The following is a 17,847-nucleotide window of genomic DNA, read 5'->3' on the forward strand; positions in this document are numbered from 1 at the left end:
GTTGTTTCTGATATACAAGATGCAAAATATGTTGCGTGCTGTTGCAATGCAACATATACTGAGGGCTCTTGAGTGATTTAACCGGAGCCTGAGATGAGCATCGCCCTGTTGATTGTTGTCGGATTCGCGCTGGTTGCCGTGGGTGTGGGTGTTACGTTTATGATTGCGTCGGCGGTGCCGCAGAGCATGCTGCAGCGCGCACAGGATCACGGTCGCTTCGCCGGTCTCGCGGCGGATGACCAGAACGGCGGTTCGGGCAAGCGTGTCGACGCTGGCCGTCCGCACTTGGGAAATCAAGCCATCAATGCCATCTGATACTCAATCTGTAGATAGGCCGGAAGTTCGCCCGGATGTCCGTCCGTCGGGGCTGACGCTCTCGCTGGAGCCGATCAACGCCACGGTTTCGCTGCGCGATCAGGCGTACGCGAAGCTGCGGCAGGCGATCGCCGAGGCGGACATCTATCGCTCGCGGGAAGAAATCCGTCTCGATGAGAAAGAATTGACCGAAGCGCTCGGCGTGTCGCGAACGCCCATTCGCGAAGCCATGACGCTGCTTGAGCAGGAAGGTTTTCTGCGCACCGTGCCGCGCCGCGGCGTCTATATCTTGCGCAAGACCAAGCGTGAGATCGTCGAGATGATCCATATGTGGGCGGCGCTGGAGAGCATGGCGGCGCGCCTCGCCACGCAGCGTGCGACGGATGCGGAAATCGCCCATCTGCGCCACATGTTCGACAACTTCCGCGACTCGACGCCCGCCGAGCATATCGACGAGTATTCGGAAGCGAATATTGCCTTCCATTCGGCGATCGTGCGGCTGGCGAAGTCGGAAATCATCTTCGACACGATCAAGAACATTTTCGTGCACGTGCGCGCCATTCGTAAGATGACGATTTCGCAGAGCGACCGCGCGTCGCGCTCGATCGTCGATCATATGCGGATCATCGAGGCGCTTGAGAAGCGCGACACGGAGCTGGTCGAGCGGCTCGTGAAGCAGCATTCGCTCGATCTGGCGGCGTTCGTCGAGGCGAATTGCGACTTTCTGGACTAATGCCGGTTTGAGTTTGAAATGAAAAAGCCGCGCGGCGTTGTTGCCGTGCGGCTTTTTTGCGTTCCGATTACGGAAGATTCAAATAATGGCCAGCGCCTGCTCGATCGACATCGAAAGCATAAGCGCGGCGACGGCAGTGTAAAACAGGCGGATCATGGCGGCTCCGTCGAACGAGGTTGAAACTAACCCATTATTATAAGCCGCCTTCGTAATCGAATTGTAAAAAAAGATGCGACACGTTGGCGCGCGTCGCATCCGGCGACGCCTAGCGCATTGCGCGCATCATCGTTTCGCCGAGCGCGGCCGGCGAATCCGCGACATGGATGCCCGCCGACTTCATCGCGTCGATCTTCGCGCTCGCGGTGCCCGAGCCGCCCGAAATGATCGCGCCCGCGTGACCCATGCGGCGTCCCGGCGGCGCGGTCGTTCCGGCGATGAAACCGACCACCGGCTTTCTGGTTTTCGCGTCCTTGAGGAATTGAGCCGCTTCCTCCTCCGCCGATCCGCCGATCTCGCCGATCATGATGATGCCCTCGGTCGCATCGTCCTCCAGGAAGAGCGAAAGGCAATCGATGAAGTTCGTCCCGTTCACCGGATCGCCGCCAATGCCGATGCACGTCGTCTGCCCGAGCCCGGCTGCGGTCGTCTGCGCGACGGCCTCGTAGGTCAGCGTGCCCGAACGCGACACGACGCCGATCTTCCCCGGCCGATGAATATGCCCCGGCATAATGCCGATCTTGCATTGTCCAGGCGTGATGACGCCCGGACAGTTCGGCCCGACGAGCCGGCTCGCCGAGCCGGAAAGCGCACGTTTGACGCGCAGCATGTCGAGCACCGGGATGCCTTCCGTGATGCAGACGATGAACGGCACGTGCGCATCGATGGCTTCGAGAATCGCATCGGCGGCGAAGGGCGGCGGCACGTAGATCACGGATGCGTCGGCGCCGGTTTTCGCGACCGCGTCGGCGACGGTGTCGAACACGGGCAAGTCCAGATGCATCGTGCCGCCTTTGCCCGGCGTCACGCCGCCGACCATGCGCGTGCCGTAGGCGATAGCCTGCTCCGAATGAAACGTGCCTTGCGCGCCGGTGAAGCCCTGGCAGATGACCTTGGTATCTTTATTGATGAGAACGCTCATTTGGCCACTCCTTGAGCGACGGCGCTGACGATCTTGTCGGCGGCATCGGCGAGATTTTCAGCGGGGATGATGGTGAGACCGGACGTGCGCAGAATCTCGCGGCCCGCGTCCACATTCGTGCCCGCGAGGCGCACGACGAGCGGCACGCGCAGATCGACCTCCCGCGCCGCCGCGACGACGCCTTGCGCGATCACGTCGCAGCGCATGATGCCGCCGAAGATGTTGACGAGAATGCCGCGCACTTTTGGATCGCGCAGGATCAGCTTGAACGCGGTCGCGACGCGTTCCTGGGTCGCGCCGCCGCCGACGTCGAGAAAGTTCGCCGGCTCGCCGCCGTAGAGCTTGATGATGTCCATCGTGGCCATCGCGAGGCCCGCGCCGTTCACCATGCAGCCGATGTTGCCGTCGAGCTTCACGTAATTCAGGCCGTGCTTCGCGGCTTCGATTTCGGCGGGATCTTCCTCTTCCTCGTCGCGCAGCTTTTCGATGTCGGGATGGCGATAGAGCGCGTTGTCGTCGAAATTGAGCTTGGCGTCGAGCGCGATCACGTCGCCCGAGCCGGTCACGACGAGCGGATTCACTTCGACGATCGACGCATCCAGATCGACGAACGCCCGATACAGCGCGGTAATGAACTTCGATGCCGCGCCGACCTGCTTGCCGCTCAGACCGAGTCCGAAAGCGATCTGGCGCGTGTGAAAGGGCTGAAGCCCGGTCGCCGGATCGATCGCGACCTTGAGGATTTTCTCCGGCGTGCGATGCGCGACTTCCTCGATTTCCATGCCGCCTTCCGTCGAGGCCATGATCGTGATGCGCGACGTGGCGCGATCGACGAGCATGCCCAGATACAACTCGCGCGCGATATCGCAGCCTTCCTCGATGTAGAGACGCTTCACTTCCTTGCCCGCCGGCCCGGTCTGCTTGGTCACGAGCACCGACGCGAGCATCTTCTGCGCGTTTTCGCGCACGTCGTCCACCGACTTCACGACCCGCACGCCGCCTTTTCCGTCCGGATCGTTGGAAAAGCGCCCCGCGCCGCGGCCGCCCGCGTGAATCTGCGACTTCACGACCCAGACGGGTCCGGGCAGCGCGCGCGCCGCGTCGGCGGCTTCCTGCGCGGAAAAGGCGACGCGGCCCTCCGGAACCGCGACGCCGTACTCTCGTAGCAGCGCCTTCGCCTGATATTCGTGGATGTTCATTGCGTCTCCTGTGTCCTCTGATGGGAATGAGCGAGCCGAGAAAAGCATCGTCAATGGCGCGCTGAAATACTGTATATCAGATTTCACGGCGGTCAAAAAACTTTTGCGCGGAGGCGTTTCACTAGTTAAGCGGGGGTTTTATCTGAACTTACGAGGAGTACAGCGATTGATGCAGCGCGGAATCAGAATTTGCCGAATCAATGCAGACAAGGTAATCCGAGCTTCATGCACTGCATCACAGGGTTTTCATCGATCGGACTACAGTTGACTAATACTGTGTGTGGAATATTGTATATCACAGTAACCGACACGCAGCGCGACGTGCCGGGATCGCACACACAACCCCCATCGAGGAGGAGACAACAATGTCCGAAGTCGTCAGCAGCCGCCCCGAAGTCGCTCCAGCCACCACCACCGCCGATGACACGCTGAAGCAGAAGTCCCGCGGCGCAGGCGTCGTTTCGGGCGGCCATCTGGTCGCTCGTGCTTTGAAGAACGAAGGCGTCGATACGATCTTCACGCTGTGCGGCGGCCACATCATCGATATTTACGACGGCTGCGTCGATGAAGGCATTCGCATCATCGACGTGCGTCACGAGCAGGTCGCCGCCCACGCCGCCGACGGCTACGCGCGTCAGACAGGCAAGCTCGGCTGCGTCGTCACGACGGCCGGCCCCGGCTGCACCAACGCGGTGACGGGCGTCGCCACGGCGTTTCGCTCGGAAAGCCCGATCATTCATATTGGCGGGCAGGGCGCGTTGACGCAGCACAAGATGGGTTCGCTGCAGGATCTGCCGCACGTCGACATGATGGCGCCGATCACCAAGTTCGCCGCAACCGTGCCGAGCACCGAGCGCGTCGCCGACATGATCTCGATGGCCGCGCGCGAAGCCTTCAACGGCGCGCCCGGCCCGGCGTATCTGGAAATTCCGCGCGACGTGCTCGACCGTGAAATCGACGTGACCCGCGCGGTCATTCCGCAGCCGGGCCGCTATCGCGCGTCGACGAAATCGGTCGGCGATCCGCAGTCGATCGAACAACTCGCCGATCTGCTCGTCAATTCCGAGCGCCCGGCAATTCTCTTCGGTCAGCAAGTGTGGACGGCGCGCGGCCACGAAGAAGCGATCGCGCTGCTGCGCGGCCTCGATGTGCCCGGCTATTTCAACGGCGCGAGTCGCGGCCTGCTGCCGCCGGGCGATCCGCATCACTTCGACCGCACGCGCTCGCAGGCTTTCGCGAAGGCGGATCTGATCGTGATCGTCGGCACGCCGTTCGATTTCCGCATGGGTTACGGCAAGCGCATCAGCCGCGATCTCAAGCTGGTGCAGATCGACATGGATTACCGTACGGTCGGCAAGAATCGCGATATCGATCTCGGTCTCGTCGGCGATCCGGGCGCGATTCTCGGCGCGGTGCTGCAAGCTTCGACCGGACGCCTCAAGAACGACAAGCGCCAGGCGCGTCAGGCGTGGATGCGCGAACTCGCGGCGCTCGAAGAAACCGCGACCGCCAAGCTGATGCCGCTCTTCACGTCCGATGCGAGCCCGATTCATCCGTATCGCGTCGCGCACGAGATCAACCAGTTCCTTTCGGATGACACGATCTACATCGGCGACGGCGGCGACGTCGTGACGATTTCCGCGCAGGCCGTGCGCCCGCGCCGCCCCGGCCAGTGGATGGACCCGGGCGCGCTCGGATCGCTCGGCGTCGGCACGGGCTTCGCGATCGCGGCGGGCCTCGCCAATCCCGAGAAGGAAGTACTCTGTTACTACGGCGACGGCGCATTCTCCATGACCTCCTTCGACATGGAAACCGCGAATCGCTTCGGCGTGCCGTACATCGCGGTGATCGGCAACAACTCCGCGATGAACCAGATCCGCTACGGCCAGCTCGCGAAATATGGCGAAGAGCGCGGCAACGTCGGCAATCTTCTGTCGGATGTGCCTTATGGCCGCTTCGCCGAAATGCTCGGCGGCTACGGCGAGGAAGTGCGCGAGGCGTCGAAGATCGCGGGTGCGCTGCAACGCGCGCGCGAATCGGTCGCGAAGACGGGCAAGAGCGCGGTCATCAACATCTGGGTCGATCCGACGGTCTACGCGCCGGGCACGATGGCGCAGACGATGTACAAATAAACGTGAACCTATAAACGTCGTAAGAGATTGGGAGACAAGCCATGACGGTGAACACTTCTGGCAAGGCGCTGGACGGCGTGCGTATCCTGGACTTCACGCACGTCCAGTCGGGGCCGACCTGCACGCAGTTGCTCGCGTGGTTCGGCGCCGACGTCATCAAGGTTGAGCGCGCGGGCGCGGGCGACATCACGCGTGAGCAGTTGCGCGATATTCCCGACGCCGACAGCCTCTACTTCACGATGCTCAACCATAACAAGCGCTCGATCACGATCGACACCAAGAATCCCGAAGGCAAGAAGGTGCTCGAAACGCTCGTGAAGAAGTGCGACGTGCTCGTCGAGAACTTCGCGCCGGGCGCGCTCGATCGCATGGGCTTCACGTGGGAGCGCATCCAGGAGCTGAATCCGCGGATGATCGTCGCGTCGGTGAAAGGCTTCGGGCCGGGACCGTATGAAGACTGCAAGGTCTACGAAAACGTCGCGCAGTGCGCGGGCGGCGCGGCGTCCACGACTGGTTTCGACGACGGTCCGCCGACAGTGACCGGCGCGCAGATTGGTGATTCCGGCACCGGCTTGCATCTCGCGCTCGGCATCGTCGCGGCGCTGTATCAGCGCAACACGAGCGGACGTGGCCAGAAGGTGCTCGCCGCGATGCAGGATGGCGTGCTCAACCTCTGCCGCGTGAAGCTGCGCGATCAGCAGCGGCTCGAACGCACCGGCGTGATGAAGGAGTATCCGCAATACCCGAACGGCACGTTCGGCGAAGCGGTGCCGCGCGCCGGCAACGCATCGGGCGGCGGCCAGCCGGGCTGGATTCTCAAGTGCAAGGGCTGGGAAACCGACCCGAACGCGTACATCTACTTCATCACGCAGGCGCCGGTGTGGGGCGAGATCTGCAAGGTGATCGGCAAGGAGGAATGGATCGACCATCCGGACTACAAGACGCCGAACGCGCGCCTGCCGCATCTGAAAGACATCTTCGCGGAGATCGAGCGCTGGACGATGTCGAAGACCAAGTTCCAGGCGATGGAAATCCTCAACAAGCACGACATTCCGTGCGGCCCGATTCTCTCGATGAAGGAGATTGCCGAAGAGCCGTCGCTGCGCAAAACCGGTACGGTCGTCGAAGTGGATCATCCGGTGCGCGGCAAGTACCTCACGGTCGGCAATCCGATCAAATTGTCCGACAGTCCGACCGAAGTCGTGCGCTCGCCGCTGCTCGGCGAACACACCGACGAAGTCATGGCCGAACTCGGCTACTCGCCCGACCAGATCGCCACGTTGCGCAGCCTCGGCGCGATCTAAGAACTTTGCCATGCACTGACGTCCGCCTTCGAGAGAAGGCGGCGCAGGCCCCTGCACGCCCAATAATCGGAGACGCACCAAATGAACAGCACGGTTGTCCAGGAACGCAGCGAAGCAGCCAATTCATCCACGCAAGCGGCGCCGGTCGTGCCGCTGCATGCGCCCGACGCGAAACGCCGCGTCGCGGAAGTGTTCGACCGCGTGAAGGCGGAAGGCCGCGCGTCGCTCACCGCGCCCGAAGGCAAGCTCGTCTGCGATGCATACGGTATCGCGGTGCCGCAGGAAGGCGTAGCGAAGTCGGCGGACGATGCCGCGAAGCTCGCGTCGTTCATCGGCTTTCCGGTGGTGCTGAAGATCGTTTCGCCCGAAATCCTGCATAAGACCGAGGCGGGCGGCGTGCTCGTCGGCGTGAAGAACGAAGCCGAGGTCCGCGCGGGCTTCGACACGATCATCTCGAACGCGAAGAACTACGACCCGAACGCGACGCTCATTGGCGTGCAGGTCCAGCAGATGGTCGGCGCGGGACAGGAAGTGATCATCGGCGCCGTTACCGATCCGTCGTTCGGCAAGCTGATCGCGTTCGGTCTCGGCGGCGTGCTCGTCGAAGTGCTAAAGGACGTGACGTTCCGCCTGGCGCCCGTGACGCGCGAGGAAGCCGCATCGATGCTCGACGGCATCCAGGCCGCCGAAGTGCTGCGCGGCGTGCGCGGAGCGCAGCCGGTGAATCGCGAAGCGCTGATCACGCTGATCGAGCGCGTGTCGCGTCTCGTCGACGATTTCCCGCAAATCTCGGAAATGGACCTGAATCCGGTGTTCGCGAGCCCGAACGGCGCGGTCGCGGCGGACGTGCGCATCGTGATGGACTTCGAGCCGGCCGCGCCGCGTTATCGCCCGACGCAAGAGCAGATCGTCGCGCAGATGAACCGCATCATGAAGCCGGATGCGGTCGCGGTGATCGGCGCGTCGAACGAGGACGGCAAGATCGGCAATTCGGTGATGAAGAACCTCATCAACGGCGGCTATCAGGGCGCGATCTATCCGATCCACCCGAAAGCCGACGAGATCATGGGCCGCAAGGCGTACCGCAGCGTGAAGGACGTGCCCGGCGTGATCGACGTCGCCGTGTTCGCGATTCCGGCGAAGTTCGTGGCTCAGGCGCTCGTCGAAGTCGGGGAAAAGAAGATTCCGGGCGCGGTGCTGATTCCGTCAGGCTTCGCGGAAACGGGCAATCACGAAGGCCAGGAAGAGATCGTCAAGATCGCGCGACAGTACGACATCCGCATGATGGGCCCGAACATCTACGGCTTCTACTACACGCCGAAGAACCTCTGCGCGACGTTCTGCACGCCCTACGACGTGAAAGGCAAGGCGGCGCTGTCGTCGCAGTCGGGCGGCATCGGCATGGCGATCATCGGGTTTTCGCGTTCGGCGAAGATGGGCGTTTCCGCGATCGTGGGCCTCGGCAACAAGAGCGATATCGATGAAGACGATCTGCTCACGTTCTTCGAGCAGGACGACAACACCGAGATCATCGCCCAGCACTGCGAGGATCTGAAGGACGGCCGCGCGTTCGCCGAAGCTGCGAAGCGCGTATCGAAGAAGAAGCCTGTCGTCGTGCTGAAGGCGGGACGCACGAGCCTCGGCGCGCGCGCGGCGAGTTCGCACACGGGCGCGCTCGCGGGCAACGACAAGATCTACGAGGACGTCTTCCAGCAATGCGGCGTGATCCGCGCGCGCTCGCTGCGCGATCTGCTCGAATTCGCGCGCGGCATTCCGAAGCTGCCGACGCCCAAGGGCGAGAACACGGTCATCATCACGGGCGCGGGCGGCTCGGGCGTGCTTTTGTCGGATGCATGCGTCGACAACGGTCTCTCGTTGATGACGATGCCCGACGATCTCGACGCCGCGTTCCGCAAGTTCATCCCGCCGTTCGGCGCGGCGGGCAATCCCGTCGACATTACCGGAGGCGAGCCGCCGTCGACGTACAAGAACACGATCCGCCTCGGTCTCGAAGACGATCGCATTCATTCGATCATCCTCGGCTACTGGCACACGATCATCACGCCGCCGATGGTCTTCGCGAAGCTCGTCATCGAAGTGAAAGAGGAGATGAAGGCGCTCGGCATCGAGAAGCCGATCGTGGCGTCGCTCGCGGGCGACGTGCAAGTCGAGGAAGCCGCCGAATACTTGTACGAACACGGCGTGCCGTCCTACGCTTATTCGACGGAGTTGCCGGTCGCGGTGCTCGGCGCGAAGTACAAGTGGGCGCGCGGCGCCGGTTTGATCTGATGTAAGGAGGAGGGGACGAGAGCGCGGGCCACGAATGCCCGCGCTCCTTATAACGGAGGCAAACATGACACACTGGATTCGTTTCCGCGATGCCGGCGGCAGCATCGGCTTCGGCACGCTCGATCAGCACTCGGGCCGCGTCGTGCAGCATGAAGGCGCGATGTTCGACCGCCCGCGCGCGACCGATATCTCCTTCGCCGTCGACGATCTCGCGCTGCTCGCGCCGTGTCAGCCGAGCAAGGTTATCGCGCTATGGAACAACTACTACGCGCTGTCGCAGAAGCTCGATAAAGCGCCGCCGCAGCATCCGCTTTTTCTCATCAAGCCGCCGATGTCTGTGATCGGGCCGGGCGCGTCGATCCGTCGGCCGAAGAGTTATCACGGCAAGATCGCGTATGAGGGCGAGTTGGGCATCGTGATCGGCAAGACGGTGAGCGGGGCGTCGGTGGAAGAGGCCGAGGCGGCCATCTTCGGCTATACGTGCGTGAACGACGTCACCGCGATCGAACTGCTGCAGGAAGATCCCAACTTCGCGCAATGGTGCCGCTCGAAAGGCTTCGACACGTTCGCGTGCCTCGGCCCCGCGATCGTCACGCCGGGCAACGGCTTCGACTGGCGCGCGGCGAGCGTCGTCACCACGCTCGAAGGCGTCGAGCGCCAGAATTATCCGCTCGACGACATGATCTTTTCGCCCGCCGAACAGGTCAGCCTGCTGTCGCAGGATATGACGCTCGTTCCCGGCGACGTGATCGCGTGCGGCACGTCGATCGGGGTCGGCTCGATCAAGGACGGCGCGCGCGTGGATGTGTCGATTGCGGGCATCGGCACGCTGTCGAACGTGCTGGACGCCTGAAGGAGCGACGCATGTCCGGTGTTCTGGCGGGCGCGCTTTGCGTCCTCGCGGCGCTGTCGGCGGGTCCGTCGATGCGCGCTTCGAACGAGTGGTGGAAGGCGGGCGTGGTCGTCGCCGCCGCCGCGTGCGGTGCAATCGGCGGGCCGGGCGCGGTCGCGCTCGTGCTTGCCGTTGTCGCGGGATTCATCGGGTATCGATTCGACCGCGGCGCGGCGGGCGCATCGGCGCAGACGCTCTTCGCCACGATCGCGTTCGTCGCGTGGATGCTGCCGGGCCCGGACAGCGCGTTCGCGGTGTTGGCGGGCGGGGCGGTCGCGGCGCTGGGTTGCGTCATCCGCATGCGCGCGAGCCGCGAAAGCACGAGCCTTCGATCGATGCATCTGGCCTGCGCAGGCGCGTGCGCGGCTTTGGCCTACGTGGTCGGCGCGCAATCGGGCGCGCCCGCCGTGGTCTCGGTGATTGCGATGCTCGCGCTCATCGGCGCGCACTTGTCGCTCGCGATGGGCGGCAGCGCTGTCGCGCCGGTCGCGTGCGCGATGAGCGCAGCGGCGGTTTGCGGACTCGCGCTCGCGGCGGCGATCGCCGGTTCGCATGGCGCGCTCTTCGTAGCGGCCGTTCTCATCGCCGTCGGCTGCGCGCGGTCAGCGACGCTCGTGGGCATCGTGCGCGAGACGCCATAAAGAAAGAAGCCGGCGCAGTTTCCTGCGCCGGCTTCTTGCCGATTCGTCATACGCGTGGCGAGCAGCGCATTAACGATCGCGGTTCCACAACGCGCCGAGCACGAAGCCGACGGCCGCCGCGATCAGCACACCCTGAAGCGGCTGGTTCGCGACTGCGAGACGCACGTTGTCGACCGTCTGCCCGTAGCTTTCTTGCAAGTTGCCGTATGCCTGCCGCACCTTGCCTTCGGCTTGCGTCCCTGCATCGCCCGTAATTGCGCCGGCCACGTCCTGCACCTTGCCGACGACCTTCTGTGCTACGCCTTCCACTTGATCTTGCACCATGGTGCCTCCCTTTCGTTGAGCGTTATCTGGTAAATCCGGATTCGCCGGAACGTTCCTCTACAGCACGCAGCGTGCCCGCACCGCTCACGCCGGACCGATCAGGCCCTTGACGGCGTCGATCAGATCGTCGATCGAAAAAGGCTTGCGATGGAACTGCGCCTGCGGGTGTTCGAGCGTCGGCGCATGGGCCGCCGCGCTCATGAGAATCACGGGCACGCGCGCGAGTCCGTCGCTCGCGGCCAGTTGACGGATCAGCTCCACGCCGTCCATGTGCGGCATCATCCAGTCGGTAATGACGAGCGCGGGTGGATTCGCGCGCGCTGCGTCGAGCGCGGTGCGTCCGTTGGACGCGGTCGAAACCTCATAGCCCTCCATTTCGAGCACGAGCCGCCACGTGGTCAGAATGTCGAATTCATCGTCGACGACGAGGATTTTCTTCATGCGCGTGCGCCGGGGTCCGACACGGCAAACGCGGGCGGGATCGACGGGTGCCCGGACAGCAGCCCCGTCGCGCCGATGAAGCCAGCGCTGAGATGCAGGCCGCGCGAGTCGATCGTGAGGCGGCGGATCGCCGAATCGTGCGCGCCCTCGCGCTGCTTGACGATCGACACCACGCGATGCAGCGCGGAGTTCGCCTCCAGGTAACGCATGAGCACGATGTTCTCGGTCATGGCGGAAGCGCGCAAGCTCGCGGGGGGCGCCGGATCGCCGTAGAGCGGCAGTTCCTCGGTGAGCACGGTTGTCACGCCGGCGTCGCGCAGGCGGTGCGTGAGCGCATTGAGGAAGAGACCGAAACGCTCGGTGCGGTTCGCGGACTGAAAGAAACCGTCGATGCCGTCGACCGCTAGCCGCGTCGCGTTCACGTTTCTGACCGCCGTCAGCAACTCGACGGCGAGTTCGTCGATCGAGAGTTCGACCGCCGGATGCCAGTGAATCGCGAGACGTCCGTCCTGCACGGCCGGCGCGAGATCGATGCCGACCGACAGCGCTTTCGCGAGCAGTCGCTCGGGCGATTCGTACAGTCCGAAATAGACGCAGCGCTCGCCGCGTTCGACGCCCGCCTGCAGAAATTTGAGCGACAGCAGCGTCTTGCCGATGCCCGAAGGCCCGATGAGCGTGGTCGTCGAGCCGCGCACGACACCGCCGCCGAGCATCTGATCGAAATCGGGAAAGCCGAAGCCGAATTTGCTCTTGAAGTCCGGCGTGCCCTGATCGTTCGCGGGCAACGCCTCGATGCGCGGAAAGGTTACGAGACCGTTTTCCGTAATCTTGAAAAAGTGCTTGCCGAGCAGATGATCGCGGGCGCGCAGCTTGTGAACCTCGATTTCGCGCGCGCGCCGCATGCCGGTGTTGAAGCGGTTCAGCTCGATGAGCCCGTCGACGAGCGTGTGCTCCGGATGCGGCTCGTTGCCGGAGAGCGGCGCGAGAATCAGCGTCGTGCAGCGCGCGGCGTTCACGAACGCCGAAAGCTCGTGGATGAACTGCGAGAGTTCGAGCTCCGTCGAGCTGAATTCGCGCGCGCTGCGAAAGCCGTCGATGACCATGAAGCGCGGCCTGCTCGCCTTGATCGTCGACGCGATCAGCGCGAGAAAGCCCGGCAAGCCGTCGCGTATCAGCTCGTGGTAGCCGGAGACGAAGAGCATCCGGTTGGAGATGGCGTCGGCGTTGTAGAACGAGAGCGCCCGCAGATGGGACAAGAGCTTGGTGTGCGATTCGGCGATCAGCGTGACGTACAGCACCATGTCGCCCTGCGCGACGCGGTGAAAGCCGATCTGCGATGAAAGAATCGTCTTGCCCGCGCCCGCCATTCCTTCGATCAGATACAGGCCGCCTTCGACCAGCCCGCCGCCCAGGATATCGTCCAGCCCCGCGACGCCGGTCGTTACGTTGCCGTTGTTGACGGCGGGCTGCCTGGGTTGATCGGCGGAGTGGTTGTCGTCTTGGTTCATGGCATTTTCGTTTTTACTTGGCCGTGCGGGCTTCCGGCGCGCGGGAATTATGGCTGAGGTAGGGAAAGTTCGTCCCAAATCCCTTCCTTCGAAGTGCCGCCGTGCCTTCTTTCCGTTGTGCGGCGGGCGTTCGCGCGCTTACGGTGCATTCGCGCGCAACGTTGCCGGGCGCTTCGAGCGCATGGCTGAACGGGCAGGTGTTTTTCGTATGCATTTTTTACGCCTGCCAGGGGCGCGCATGGGACGGCTTTGAGAACTGTCCCATGTGCAACGAATGCGTTCGCTGCTGAAATCATGGGCATTGATTCACGCGCGGCCTTGTCTCCTTCGACCGCTTCGACTCACGGCGCTTCAACGCGCCAGCCAACGTCCTTTCACGCCATGCAACGTTCGAATATTTTTTCGAGTGCCTTCGCGCTCGCCTTTTGTTCTATTCCGCTCTTTTTTGCGCCGACGGCGAATTGCCGCGCGGCGACGCAGTTGCCTGACGCGCATATCCTCGCGGACGCGCCGTTTCAGTTTCATGCGGATCAACGCATTTTCTCGCCGATGCGCGTCGATTTGCTGGATCCGAGAATTTTCTCGCCGGACGGTTTAATCGCACCCGAACGATTGCATCCGTCGGGCGATCAATTCGCACGGCGCGTTTCTACCTGAATCGGTTGAACAGCGGATTTACTCGTCGCTGCCTGCGGAAGAGCACGCGCGGAACTGCTGAAGGCTGCGAATCTCGACGATGGCGCGTAGCAGTCGCGCCCGATCACTCAAAAGAGCGCGAGTTGCTCGCGCCCCGGTCCGCCTTCCAGCGTGAGCAAGTGACGCTTGCGCTCCACACCGCCGGCATACCCGGTCAATTCTCCGTCGCCGCCGATCACGCGATGGCACGGCACGATGATCGCAACGGGATTGCGTCCGTTCGCGCCGCCGACGGCCCGCGCCGCGCGCGCGGGCAAGCCGAGCCGGCGCGCGAGATCGCCGTAGGTCCAGGCGTCGCCGAACGGGATCTGGCGAAGCGTGTCCCAGACTTGTCGCTGAAACGCCGTTCCGTGACATTGCAGCGCAAGCGAGAATTCGCGTCGCGCGCCAGCGAAGTATTCGCCGACCTGCTCGCGTGCCTCGGCGATCACACGCGATCGAGGCGCTGTTTCGGAGAGTGTCGGCGGCGAAAGACCGTCGGGAAAATGCTTCTGTCCGACGAAAAAGAGCCCCGTCAAGCAGTCGTTTTCGGCGCGATACAGGATGTGCCCGAGCGGGCTCGGGCCGACATGACATTCGATCACTTCGATTCTCCGCGCGGCTGTCTTTCGCTAACGCCGCTTCAGATGAACGGATTGTCGGCGGTGCCGGACGGCGCGCCTGGTTCGTCGGGCAGCTTCGCCGGCAGCGACGCATCGCTCTGCAAGGCCTCGACGATCGCACCGATCGCCTTCTGAAGCGCCAGCGCATTCGCGAGCCCGGCCTTGTCGCGCGCGATCGTCAAATCGCCGCTGATCGTGAGACGCTTCACGCCGTTCTCGATGTTGATCGCGTCGCCCGCGATATTCAACACATCGGTATCGTTCGCAAATGGTTTAAACACCGCTCAATCCTCCAATTCGCTTGTCCTTCAGTCCGTCCGGGATGCCGGGAAACGCGAGTCCGCTCATCGCTTCCAGCTCGTGCACGGTTTTCATCGTGTAGGTGTTCGTCGGCGTATTCTCGACCACGACCGCGAACGCGATCTGACGCTGAGGCAAATAGACCACTTTATACAGTTGCGTCGGCACGAACACGCGCGACTCGCCGATCGTCTGCAACTGGCGTCCCGAGAAAAGCGGCCCGGTGACGACATACGCTTCGCCCGAATCTTCCGTGAGCCTGCGCACCGCTTGCTCGATTCGCGACCAGATGCGCCGGTTGTTCGACGGATCTTGCGGAACGATGTTCGCGAGCGAAAACGATTCGGCCATGCCTTTCTTGCTCGCGCGATCGCCCGCGGGACTCATGTGGCCGCGGTCGTAACCGCTCTTCTTGTAATCGGAAAGTTGCGCGCTCTCATCGGACGGCAGGCGCTTGTCGACGAAGAAGCGATTGGTGCGCGTATTGTTCTTCGCCTGATCGACACTGCTCGCTGTCAGATGCTCCGCCGACCAGAGCGGCCCTTTCGTGATGCCGGAGTGAAGCAGCGCGAAGTCCGTGTAGCAGACTTCCTGCGTCGACGCGCGCATTTTCGAATTGACGACGACCGGCGCCTGGCCGTTCGGACTGAACTGCGGACAGTCGCTCGCGGATGCGCCGACGCACACGAAAGCGAGAAGCGCGGCGGCGAACGTCTTGATGCGGAATTGCATGCTTGGGATGGTCCTGACGACGATCGGGGTCGCAAAGTATAAGCGCTGGCGACAGCGCGCGGGGCGGGCGGGCGCGTGTGAAATTCAGGCGCGCTAGAATGCGTCGGCCGACGTCATCTCCGAATAGAAAATGAATCCAGCGCGCAGCAAGCCGTCCGTCTTTCGATCCCTGATGTTGTGCCTCGCGATGTTCGTCGCGATGTTCGTCACGCCTCACGCGCACGCCGAGGAAGCCACGCAGCCGGCCAGCAACGACGGCCCCGCTTACGGCCCCGAGCTGCAAGGCTTTGACTATCCGTATCCGGTCGCGCGCTTCTCGCTCACGTCGCAGCGCCAGCTCGTGCGCATGGCGTATATGGACGTGCATCCGCCGCATCCGAACGGCCGCACCGCGATACTTCTGCACGGCAAGAATTTCTGTTCGGCGACGTGGAAGCAGACCATCCAGACCTTGACCGATGCGGGCTATCGCGTGATCGCACCGGATCAGATCGGCTTTTGCAAGTCGACCAAGCCCGAGCGATATCAATACAGTTTTCAGCAGCTTGCCCGCAACACGCACGCACTGCTCGCGGCGCTCGGCGTGTCGAAGGCGACGCTCATCGCGCATTCGACGGGCGGCATGCTCGCGGTGCGCTACGCGCTCATGTATCCGCGCGAGACGGAACAGCTCGTGCTCGTCAATCCGATCGGGCTCGAAGACTGGAAGGCGAAAGGCGTGCCGTCGATTTCCATCGACGACTGGTATGCGCGCGAGTTGAAGACGAGCGCCGACGGCATTCGCCGCTACGAGACGAGCACATACTACGCGGGCCATTGGCGCGACGATTACGAACCGTGGGTGCAGATGCTCGCGGGCATGTATCGCGGACCGGGTAAAGACATCGTCGCGTGGAACTCGGCGCTGCTCTACGACATGATCTACACGCAGCCGGTCGTCTACGAATTCGATCAGTTGAAGACGCCGACGCTCTTGCTCATCGGCGATAAGGACACGACTGCGATTGGGAAGGAATTCGCGCCGCCGGAGATTCGCCCGACGCTCGGCCGCTATCCGGATCTCGCGAAGCTGGCGAAGGAGCGCATCGAGGGTGCGAAGCTCGTGGAGTTTCCGGAATTGGGCCACGCGCCGCAGATGCAGGACCCGGCTGCGTTCCACAGGGCGCTGCTCGATGGCCTCGCCGCGTTGAAGCCGAACGCGCCGTGACTCAGCTTCGCGGGACCGCGCACGACGCGCGCTCGATGGCCGGCACCTGAACTGCCAATGTGATCCCGCGCGCGACCATGAAAATGGTGAGCGCGAGCCACAGCCCGTGATTGCCGAGCGATCCCGCGAGCGCCCACGCGGCGAGCAGGAAGACGGCGAGCGAAACGGCCATCGCTTTCATCAGCTCGTGCGTTCGCGTCGCGCCGATGAACACGCCGTCGAGCTGAAACCCCGCGACGGACGCGAGCGGCAGAATCGACGCCCACGGCAGATAGCGCACCGCCGCCGCCTTCACGACAGCCTGATCCGTGAGCTTGCCGATAATCCATTCGCCGCTGAACCAGAAGACGATGGAGAAACCCGCTGCGCCGATCGCCGACCAGAACATCGTCACTTTCACGGCTTGACGGAACGCGTGCCGGTCGCGCGCGCCCGCCGCCGCGCCGACGAGCGCTTCGGCCGCGTGCGCGAAGCCGTCGAGGCCGAAGGACATGAAGGTCTGGAGGTTCAGCAGGACGGCGTTGGCGGCGAGGACCGCATCGCCCTGACGCGCGCCGAGATGCGCGAACCAGCCATACGAGCCGAGCAGACAGATCGTGCGGACGAAGATGTCGCGGTTGATCGCGACGAGTCGCCTGAGCGCGTGCGCATCGAAGATTGAACGCGGCGCGAGCGGCGCGAGGCCGCGCGGACGCAGACGCCAAAGGATCGCGAGGCCGAGCGCGAAGCCGCAGAAATCCGCGAACGCGGTTGCCGCGCCGATACCCGCGACGCCCCAGTCGAAGCGATACACGAACAGCAGCACCGCGACGATGTTCACCAGATTGATGAAAATCTGCGTGACGAGCGCGAGCCGCACGCGCTGGCAGCCGAGAAGATAGCCGAGCACGACGTAATTGCCGAGCGCGAATGGCGCGGCCCAGATGCGCGCGTGGCAATACGCGCTCGCGGTGTCCTGCACGGCGGCGCTGCCGCCCAGCGCGACGAGCGCGTAGCGAACGATCGGCACTTGCAGCGCCAGCACCGTCGCGCCGATCGCGAGCCCGAGCAGCAGCGCGCGCAGAACGCTGGCGCGCAAGGCGTCGTCGTCGCGTGCGCCGAACGCCTGCGCGACGAGTCCCGTCGTGCCCATGCGCAGAAAGCCGAAGCCCCAGAACACGAAGCTGAACACGAGCCCTCCGAGCGCGACGCCGCCGAGATACTGCGGCCCGTCCAGATGCCCGGCGACGGCCGTGTCGACGGCGCCGAGAATCGGCTGCGTGAGGTTCGCGAGGACGATGGGAAACGCGAGCGTCAGCACGCGCCTGTGCCAGCGGACGGGCAGCGCGGTGTCATCGGTCGAATCGTTTTGGGGGGACGTCTGCAAGATGTTCGGCCTGGTATTTCGTGCAAGG

General features: G+C 63.6%; 20 protein-coding genes. 9 read left to right on the forward strand and 11 right to left on the reverse strand.

Annotation, left to right across the window (positions count from 1 at the left end):
• Positions 1–93: 93 nt before the first annotated feature.
• The 3 genes from AWB82_RS00225 to AWB82_RS37525 are packed head-to-tail and all read left to right on the forward strand — an operon-like array spanning position 94 to position 1,228.
• A complete protein-coding gene (locus AWB82_RS00225) occupies positions 94–315 on the forward strand; it encodes a hypothetical protein (protein WP_086964650.1) in 222 nt (73 codons plus the stop codon).
• Positions 305–1,048 (forward strand): GntR family transcriptional regulator, encoded by a 744-nt coding sequence (locus tag AWB82_RS00230; protein WP_086964652.1) that lies wholly within the window; start codon positions 305–307, stop codon positions 1,046–1,048. Before AWB82_RS00225 ends, AWB82_RS00230 begins: the two co-directional genes overlap by 11 nt.
• Positions 1,049–1,066: 18 nt before the next feature.
• Entirely contained in the window at positions 1,067–1,228 is a 162-nt protein-coding gene (locus AWB82_RS37525) for a hypothetical protein (RefSeq protein ID WP_159462543.1), read from the forward strand.
• An 85-nt stretch (positions 1,229–1,313) separates the two neighbouring features.
• On the opposite strand, the gene sucD is transcribed toward AWB82_RS37525, so the two are convergent.
• Entirely contained in the window at positions 1,314–2,186 is an 873-nt protein-coding gene (sucD, locus tag AWB82_RS00235; protein ID WP_086964653.1) for a succinate--CoA ligase subunit alpha, read from the reverse strand.
• Entirely contained in the window at positions 2,183–3,385 is a 1,203-nt protein-coding gene (gene sucC / locus AWB82_RS00240; RefSeq protein ID WP_086964654.1) for an ADP-forming succinate--CoA ligase subunit beta, read from the reverse strand. The genes sucD and sucC overlap by 4 nt, the downstream gene beginning before the upstream one ends.
• A 365-nt stretch (positions 3,386–3,750) precedes the next feature.
• On the opposite strand from sucC, the gene AWB82_RS00245 reads away from it, so the two are divergent.
• The 5 genes from AWB82_RS00245 to AWB82_RS00265 all read left to right on the forward strand — a co-directional run bounded on the left by AWB82_RS00245 (position 3,751) and on the right by AWB82_RS00265 (position 10,643).
• Entirely contained in the window at positions 3,751–5,517 is a 1,767-nt protein-coding gene (locus AWB82_RS00245) for a thiamine pyrophosphate-binding protein (RefSeq protein ID WP_086964656.1), read from the forward strand.
• Between the two features lie 41 nt (positions 5,518–5,558).
• Entirely contained in the window at positions 5,559–6,821 is a 1,263-nt protein-coding gene (gene frc, locus AWB82_RS00250; protein WP_086964658.1) for a formyl-CoA transferase, read from the forward strand.
• Positions 6,822–6,902: 81 nt separating this feature from the next.
• Positions 6,903–9,110, forward strand: a complete 2,208-nt coding sequence (locus AWB82_RS00255) for an acetate--CoA ligase family protein (RefSeq protein ID WP_235023112.1) — start codon at positions 6,903–6,905, stop codon at positions 9,108–9,110.
• Between the two features lie 64 nt (positions 9,111–9,174).
• A complete protein-coding gene (locus AWB82_RS00260) occupies positions 9,175–9,963 on the forward strand; it encodes a fumarylacetoacetate hydrolase family protein (protein WP_086964660.1) in 789 nt (262 codons plus the stop codon).
• Between the two features lie 11 nt (positions 9,964–9,974).
• Positions 9,975–10,643, forward strand: a complete 669-nt coding sequence (locus AWB82_RS00265; protein ID WP_086964662.1) for a hypothetical protein — start codon at positions 9,975–9,977, stop codon at positions 10,641–10,643.
• Positions 10,644–10,712: 69 nt separating this feature from the next.
• On the opposite strand, the gene AWB82_RS00270 is transcribed toward AWB82_RS00265, so the two are convergent.
• The 8 genes from AWB82_RS00270 to AWB82_RS00300 form a co-directional block, all read right to left on the reverse strand.
• Positions 10,713–10,967, reverse strand: coding sequence for a CsbD family protein (locus AWB82_RS00270; protein ID WP_086964664.1), 255 nt, complete (start codon positions 10,965–10,967; stop codon positions 10,713–10,715).
• 84 nt (positions 10,968–11,051) lie between these two features.
• Positions 11,052–11,408 carry a response regulator gene (locus AWB82_RS00275; protein WP_086964666.1) on the reverse strand — a complete coding sequence of 119 codons (357 nt, stop codon included), beginning with the start codon at positions 11,406–11,408 and terminating at the stop codon, positions 11,052–11,054.
• Positions 11,405–12,916 (reverse strand): ATPase domain-containing protein, encoded by a 1,512-nt coding sequence (locus tag AWB82_RS00280; protein ID WP_086964668.1) that lies wholly within the window; start codon positions 12,914–12,916, stop codon positions 11,405–11,407. Before AWB82_RS00280 ends, AWB82_RS00275 begins: the two co-directional genes overlap by 4 nt.
• 13 nt (positions 12,917–12,929) lie before the next feature.
• Entirely contained in the window at positions 12,930–13,130 is a 201-nt protein-coding gene (locus AWB82_RS36895; RefSeq protein ID WP_143756663.1) for a hypothetical protein, read from the reverse strand.
• Positions 13,131–13,267: 137 nt separating this feature from the next.
• Positions 13,268–13,441, reverse strand: coding sequence for a hypothetical protein (locus AWB82_RS37530; RefSeq protein ID WP_159462544.1), 174 nt, complete (start codon positions 13,439–13,441; stop codon positions 13,268–13,270).
• Positions 13,442–13,680: 239 nt separating this feature from the next.
• Complete coding sequence (locus tag AWB82_RS00290; RefSeq protein WP_086964672.1) at positions 13,681–14,196, reverse strand: methylated-DNA--[protein]-cysteine S-methyltransferase; 516 nt, start codon at positions 14,194–14,196, stop codon at positions 13,681–13,683.
• 38 nt (positions 14,197–14,234) lie between these two features.
• On the reverse strand, positions 14,235–14,495 hold the full coding sequence (locus AWB82_RS00295; protein WP_086964674.1) for a hypothetical protein: 261 nt from the start codon (positions 14,493–14,495) through the stop codon (positions 14,235–14,237).
• Positions 14,488–15,246, reverse strand: coding sequence for a DNA/RNA non-specific endonuclease (locus tag AWB82_RS00300; protein WP_086964675.1), 759 nt, complete (start codon positions 15,244–15,246; stop codon positions 14,488–14,490). The genes AWB82_RS00295 and AWB82_RS00300 overlap by 8 nt, the downstream gene beginning before the upstream one ends.
• Before the next feature lie 199 nt (positions 15,247–15,445).
• On the opposite strand from AWB82_RS00300, the gene AWB82_RS00305 reads away from it, so the two are divergent.
• On the forward strand, positions 15,446–16,453 hold the full coding sequence (locus AWB82_RS00305) for an alpha/beta fold hydrolase (RefSeq protein WP_235023129.1): 1,008 nt from the start codon (positions 15,446–15,448) through the stop codon (positions 16,451–16,453).
• Position 16,454: 1 nt separating this feature from the next.
• Here AWB82_RS00305 and AWB82_RS00310 read toward each other — a convergent pair whose 3' ends face one another.
• Entirely contained in the window at positions 16,455–17,819 is a 1,365-nt protein-coding gene (locus tag AWB82_RS00310; protein ID WP_086964679.1) for an MATE family efflux transporter, read from the reverse strand.
• Positions 17,820–17,847 lie beyond the last annotated feature (28 nt).

The organism is Caballeronia glebae (assembly GCF_001545035.1).
GTDB lineage: Bacteria > Pseudomonadota > Gammaproteobacteria > Burkholderiales > Burkholderiaceae > Caballeronia > Caballeronia glebae.